A 5,481-nucleotide genomic window follows, 5' to 3' on the forward strand; every position below is an offset into this window, starting at 1 on the left:
TTCTCGGCACCGTTTCCATTGCCATTCCCGTTCCCTTTATCAGCGCCATTTCCATTCAGGCTGGCATTCCGAGCATTGGTTGCGGCGGCGAAGGCTGCGGCTGCCGCGTTGGCATTCGGTCCGCCAGCGTGCTCGTCTGAACTCCCCTCAGAAGCGGTGTTCGCCACAGAGTTTCCGAGCCCCTGATTGCCATTCGACCGGTCTTGCGCGGCTTCGACGCCAGCTTCGACAGGCTCAAGCAGGTTTTCCGAGGCTTCTGCGTAATCGATTGGAGGTACATTCAAGCCTTCAACACCGTTGGATGCGTCCTTCGGACCACGCACGGTGATTTCGTCAGGCGCACTGCGAACGATGGACGCCGTTTCGCCGGGGTGTACGTCTACAGAGTTACCTGCGCCTTGCGAGCGCACTTCTACCAAGCCATTTGACACGTGTACCCTACCGGCTTCCGGGCTGGCTGAGACCGTGAAGACCGTACCCTTCACCACAGCTGCGATGAGCGCAGTGTCAACGCGAAAGTGTTTCGACTTGCGGCGATCGACTTCATATGCAGCTGAACCAGCATCCTGACGGATACGGGTCATTGCGTCGGAGTTTTCCGACAGGACCAGCCGGCTCTCGGAGGCGATATTGATGCGCTGGTCATTTCGTACGAGTGTGGCCGTGCCTGTCTTGCCGGTCGTGACCAATGTTCCGGTGGGAAGCTCCATGCCCGACCGCGCCTTGGCGATAGCCGTTCCAGGCACCATGACGCGAACGACACCATGACTTTCCGCGAGTTGCCAGGAGTCTGAATCCGCACACGCGAACTGAAAACTTGCCGCTAGGCACGCGCTGAGAATACTGGCAACCAGAAATCGAAACATCTTATATAAACCCCATATATATCAGGGTATTATTAGACATCACGGCTCTAAATACCGAGTTAATATGAAACGCAGGTATTTAAGATGGCATTCACAAATTCCGAATAGGAACGAGTCTCATACTCTAATAAATGGAACACGGTCTTGCGAGCTGCGCGCACGAAAAATCTTCGCTTTCGCCTGCTCGCAGTTGCGTCGATGATAACGGTATCATCTGTATTGGCCATTCCAGCACACGCGTTGTCGAGCTTGCTGCGGGGGCGTCTCGAAAGTCCGGAAAACGTTGCGCCATCATGTCAACTTGGCGACGAAGGATGCTTCACTCTTCTGGGTGTATCGGTCGTCGGTGCAGTAACGATTTCGCCTGAGCAACTGTCATTTTCTTACGACAAGCAGTTGGCCAAGCCGACTCAAATGTCAGATCTGGTGATCATCGCGGATCGTATTACCCAGGCCTACCGGGACGAAGGCTACTTCCTGTCGCAAGCGGTGGTTGACCGGCAGGCGCTCGAGGCGGGCATCGCCACGATCACGGTCATTGAAGGTCACATCTCACAGGTTGAGTTCGATGGCACACGTACTGACCTGGCGTCGCCCATCATGAAGGGCTTCACCGACGCACCGATTGCGCATCTCCCAGACCTTGACCGTCGACTGGCCCGGATCAAGGCGATCCGAGGCATGTCTGTCACCTCGCGTATCCGGCCCGACCCGGAGGATCCTTCCCGCCACGAATTGGTGCTGACGACAGATTTCGATCCGGTGGAAGGTTATGCAGGGCTGAGCAATCGGGGGTCTGAACGCGTTGGCCCATTGCAGGCATATGGAGGAGTGGCGTTCAACTCCGTCCTCGCAGATCGCGACCAATTCCGGCTGAACGTGTTCACAACGCCCGTTGACCCGGGCGAGTATGCCAGGGTGAGCGCCAATTATCGCTACTCGTTCCAGCCGGGCGACAGCCTGATTTTTGGGGCCGCAACGGCTTTGTCGCAGGACGGGCACAATCCGAACAGTCCCGAAATTGGCGGAGAGTCCCTGTCACTCTGGATGAAGTATGAGCGTCCCCTCATTCAGCGGCGGACGCACCGTTTGTATGCGAGCGTGCAATTCGACGCGGCACATTTGGAGAATGACTGGACGTCAGGGGGCGGGTATCGAGACGAATTGCGAGTTGCACGTGTGGCGCTTCGCGGTCTCCAGACGGATGATGGATCAAAAACCTACTTTTTCGTCGAACTCTCATCCGGGTTGGACATTCTCGGCGCGTCTGGCGAGTCCGTTGAGTTCCGATCCCGCTACGATGCAGACGCGAGTTTTACCAAGCTCTACGCAAAGACATCCTACTATCACGACATTGGGAAGTATTTTGGCATCTACGCTTTGCTGTCGGGGCAGGTTTCCGATGGGCCATTGTTGTCCGCAGAGGAATTCTCTGTGGGCGGATCGGTAATGGGACGCGGGTACGGCTATGGTGAAATATCCGGTGATGAGGGCATCGCTGGCCTGTTGGAATTGCGCGCAGGCTTTTCGCCTGAGAGCGATCTGATCTCGTTTGCGCAAGGCTATGTTTCATACGACGCCGCGATGGTCTGGAATGACACGCCGACCGGGGTCCGACAGAAGGACATGGAGTCCGCTGCGCTGGGATTGCGGATCAACATTCTTGACCGACTATCGGCAGGAATCGAACTTGCCAAGCCTCTCACCCGTACGCCGTATGATGAAGACAACCGCGACTGGCAGCAGTTCTTCCAGATGTCGGTGACCTATTAGGCCAGCTGCCGGTCAACCCAGCACATAGTCGGCCTCAGCCACATAGCGGCTGGGTCCATCGCCCAAATGGCTCGAGTACAGATGGAAGCCCTCGGCCCAGAACACAGTGCTGCGATAGGCATGATGGCGTTCGACCCATGCCGCGGCTTCGTCGAGCAGAGTGCCGTGCAGGTAGGCGAGGGTAACGTGCGGCGTGAACGGGCGCCGGTCCGGCGCAAGGCCCAGGCGACGGGCGGCGCGTTCGCATTGCGCGGACAGCGCACGCAAGGCATCGCTCTCGCGCACTCGTGCCCAGACGGCGGAAGGTTCCCGCCGGCCGAACCATCCCATGCCTTCCAATGACACCTCGAACGGCGCACAGGATATCTCGACAAGCAATTCGTCGAGGTCGCGAGCGTCGGCGTGTGAGACGTCTCCAAAGAAACGTAATGTAATATGAAAATTCCGGGGCGGTCGCCAACGGGCACCGGACAGGCCGGTTTGCGTCTGGATCAGGCCCGGATGAATTTCTTCCGGAACAGGGAGGGCGGCAAACAAGCGATACATGGACCGGTTGAACAGGTTTCCGAAGCAAAAGAAAACCCGGTACAGCGACCGGGTTTTCAGAAACTTTTGCTTTTCGCCCAGTTCAGCTGGCGAGTGCGTCCAGCTTACCGAAGTGTTCTGCCAGCAAATAGTAGAACGTCACGCGTGACTTTGAGCCACCTTCGGCGCTCATCTGGTCGCAAACTGCCTTGATGGCTGCGTCCAGCTCGCCTTGAGTGTGCGGCAGACCCAGCTTGCCGCGGCACCACTTCTCGCGAATGCGATCAAGTTCAACAGAATCGCTGCAGGCGACAATGGAACTGTCCCGATTGCGCAAGGCAATCCCCAGTCGTCCCACGATCTTTTCTGCTGCGGCCTGATTGTAGCCTTTCGCATATTTCTTGATGTTTTCGGCATATTCAGATGCGTCTGCCATTTTTGTCCCCTTCATTCTTGGCGTCCCCACTGTTGGAATTACGCCAGAACACGAAAATTAACCTTGGGTAATTTCAAGTCAATCCATAAGACCTGTCTGATTGCAGCAGGAAAGGGCCTGATCCTTCTCCCAAATGAGCTTTCAGGACAACACATCGCGCCGGAGGTCAGGATTCATGGCAGGTTCTGCTAATTCGACATAGGCTCAGATGCCTGATCGCCTGCGGGCATTGCGAACGGAGGCGGTCGCATTTACCGCTGGTTTAACTTGCTAAACTTAACTGTCAGCACCATATTCGAGATCAGTTTGGCGGGTGATAAATCCCCGCCTTTCAACCAGAAAGGGTATTGCACCTATGAATGACTTCAATCGTGCCTATTCGCCGGGGCCATCGGGCCAGACGATGGACATGTCGGTCAATGAAGGTCTGCGCAGCTTCATGCTGGGCGTCTACAACAAGATGGCGCTTGGCCTGCTGCTGACCGCAGCATTGGCTTATGCCTTTGGCGCGCTGGTGCCGGAAAGCGTCACACTGACCCTCCTGACCCCACCAATCGGTCTTGTCATCATGTTTGCTCCATTGGCGATCCTGCTTCTGTCAGGCTTCGTCATGAAGAACCCGTCGCCCACAGCGGCGAACCTTGTTTATTGGTCGGTCGTCTCCCTGATCGGTGTCGGCATGGGCGCCATCGTGTATGTCTATGCCCGCCAGCCGGACGGCATGCTGATCGTGTCGAAGGCCTTCCTGACAACGGCCATCGCGTTCGGTGGCCTGTCGCTCTACGGGTATACCACAAAGCGCGACATGTCCGGTTGGGGCGTTTTCCTGATCATGGGCGTCGTTGGCATCATCGTCGCGTCAATCCTGAACATGCTGATCTTCCAGTCGAGCATGATGCACATGGTGATCTCGGTAGTCGGCCTTCTGGTGTTTGCTGGCCTGACCGCATATGACACCCAGCGCCTGAAGAACATGTATTTCCAGATTGCCGGCAATGCCCGGGCCATGGCGGTTGCCACAACCTTTGGTGCGCTCAGTCTTTACCTGGACTTCGTGAACATGTTCCAGTTCCTGCTGGCCATCATGTCGGGTCGCGACTAGCGTCGCTGGTTTGACAAGAGTAGACAAAGCCCCGCTCGCAAGGCGGGGCTTTTTTATGTGCGGTAGGCGGGGGATGTCATCATGGCCATAGGTCCGACAATCGAGACCGAACGATTGCTCCTGCGTCCGCCTCGCGCAGAAGACATCCCCGCGTGGAACGCCTTTCATGCCGATGAAGACGTGATGCGCCATCTCGGCGGCGTTCAGGGGCCGGAGCTGACTTGGCGATCAATATGCACAATGACCGGTGCGTGGACGATTGAGGGCTTCTCCATGTTTTCTGTGATCGAGAAATCTACTGGAGAATGGGTGGGCCGGCTCGGCCCTTGGAGACCAAACGGCTGGCCGGGTACGGAGATCGGCTGGGGACTCGTGCGGTCGTCCTGGGGCAGGGGATACGCGACCGAAGGCGCGACGGCGGCAATGGACTATGCGGTGGATATTCTGGGCTGGAGTGAGGTGATCCATACGATCCTGCCAGAGAACGCAGCTTCTGTTCGCGTAGCCGAGCGTCTGGGTAGCCGCTTCATGAGAAAACAGGAAACGCCGCCGCCGTTTGAGGGCATGATGTGGGATGTCTACGGCCAGACGGCCGATGAATGGCGGGCCCGCCGCAACTGATAACGACCGATCAAGCCTGTGTGAGGTGTGCCGTTTACGCCTCGCCACTGATCCGGCATGCGGGTAAGGCTGGTGCACAGACTTCAGAGGAGACGCCCCATGATCCGTACGCTTACTCTTGCCTCCGTGCTTGCCATGCTGCCAGCGGCGGCGAACGC

6 protein-coding genes are annotated in these 5,481 nt (G+C 57.2%); 3 read left to right on the forward strand and 3 right to left on the reverse strand.

Features of this window, described 5'->3' with window-relative positions:
• Positions 1 to 866, reverse strand: an 866-nt coding sequence (locus tag B4F73_RS07975) for a FecR family protein (protein ID WP_290482955.1), incomplete at its 3' end; no start/stop codon positions are given.
• A gap of 198 nt (positions 867 to 1,064) precedes the next feature.
• On the opposite strand from B4F73_RS07975, the gene B4F73_RS07980 reads away from it, so the two are divergent.
• Positions 1,065 to 2,639, forward strand: coding sequence for a ShlB/FhaC/HecB family hemolysin secretion/activation protein (locus B4F73_RS07980; protein ID WP_290482956.1), 1,575 nt, complete (start codon positions 1,065 to 1,067; stop codon positions 2,637 to 2,639).
• A 12-nt stretch (positions 2,640 to 2,651) separates the two neighbouring features.
• Here B4F73_RS07980 and thpR read toward each other — a convergent pair whose 3' ends face one another.
• Both thpR and B4F73_RS07990 read right to left on the reverse strand, forming a co-directional pair.
• Positions 2,652 to 3,185 (reverse strand): RNA 2',3'-cyclic phosphodiesterase, encoded by a 534-nt coding sequence (gene thpR / locus B4F73_RS07985; RefSeq protein ID WP_290482957.1) that lies wholly within the window; start codon positions 3,183 to 3,185, stop codon positions 2,652 to 2,654.
• A gap of 82 nt (positions 3,186 to 3,267) precedes the next feature.
• Positions 3,268 to 3,600 (reverse strand): DUF2853 family protein, encoded by a 333-nt coding sequence (locus tag B4F73_RS07990; RefSeq protein ID WP_206991514.1) that lies wholly within the window; start codon positions 3,598 to 3,600, stop codon positions 3,268 to 3,270.
• A gap of 355 nt (positions 3,601 to 3,955) precedes the next feature.
• On the opposite strand from B4F73_RS07990, the gene B4F73_RS07995 reads away from it, so the two are divergent.
• Both B4F73_RS07995 and B4F73_RS08000 read left to right on the forward strand, forming a co-directional pair.
• On the forward strand, positions 3,956 to 4,702 hold the full coding sequence (locus tag B4F73_RS07995; protein WP_290482958.1) for a Bax inhibitor-1/YccA family protein: 747 nt from the start codon (positions 3,956 to 3,958) through the stop codon (positions 4,700 to 4,702).
• 81 nt (positions 4,703 to 4,783) lie between these two features.
• Positions 4,784 to 5,323 (forward strand): GNAT family N-acetyltransferase, encoded by a 540-nt coding sequence (locus B4F73_RS08000; protein ID WP_206991512.1) that lies wholly within the window; start codon positions 4,784 to 4,786, stop codon positions 5,321 to 5,323.
• The last annotated feature ends 158 nt before the right edge of the window (positions 5,324 to 5,481 follow it).

This window comes from Hyphomonas sp. UBA3601 (assembly GCF_002375605.1).
In the GTDB taxonomy this organism is placed as follows: Bacteria; Pseudomonadota; Alphaproteobacteria; order Caulobacterales; family Hyphomonadaceae; genus Hyphomonas.

Bases quoted from the DNA above. Each gene is read 5' to 3' on its own strand.
- B4F73_RS07980 (WP_290482956.1), top strand. From the start codon at position 1,065: ATGATAACGGTATCATCTGTATTGGCCATTCCAGCACACGCGTTGTCG.
- thpR (WP_290482957.1), bottom strand. From the start codon at position 3,185: ATGTATCGCTTGTTTGCCGCCCTCCCTGTTCCGGAAGAAATTCATCCG.
- B4F73_RS07990 (WP_206991514.1), bottom strand. From the start codon at position 3,600: ATGGCAGACGCATCTGAATATGCCGAAAACATCAAGAAATATGCGAAA.
- B4F73_RS07995 (WP_290482958.1), top strand. From the start codon at position 3,956: ATGAATGACTTCAATCGTGCCTATTCGCCGGGGCCATCGGGCCAGACG.
- B4F73_RS08000 (WP_206991512.1), top strand. From the start codon at position 4,784: ATGGCCATAGGTCCGACAATCGAGACCGAACGATTGCTCCTGCGTCCG.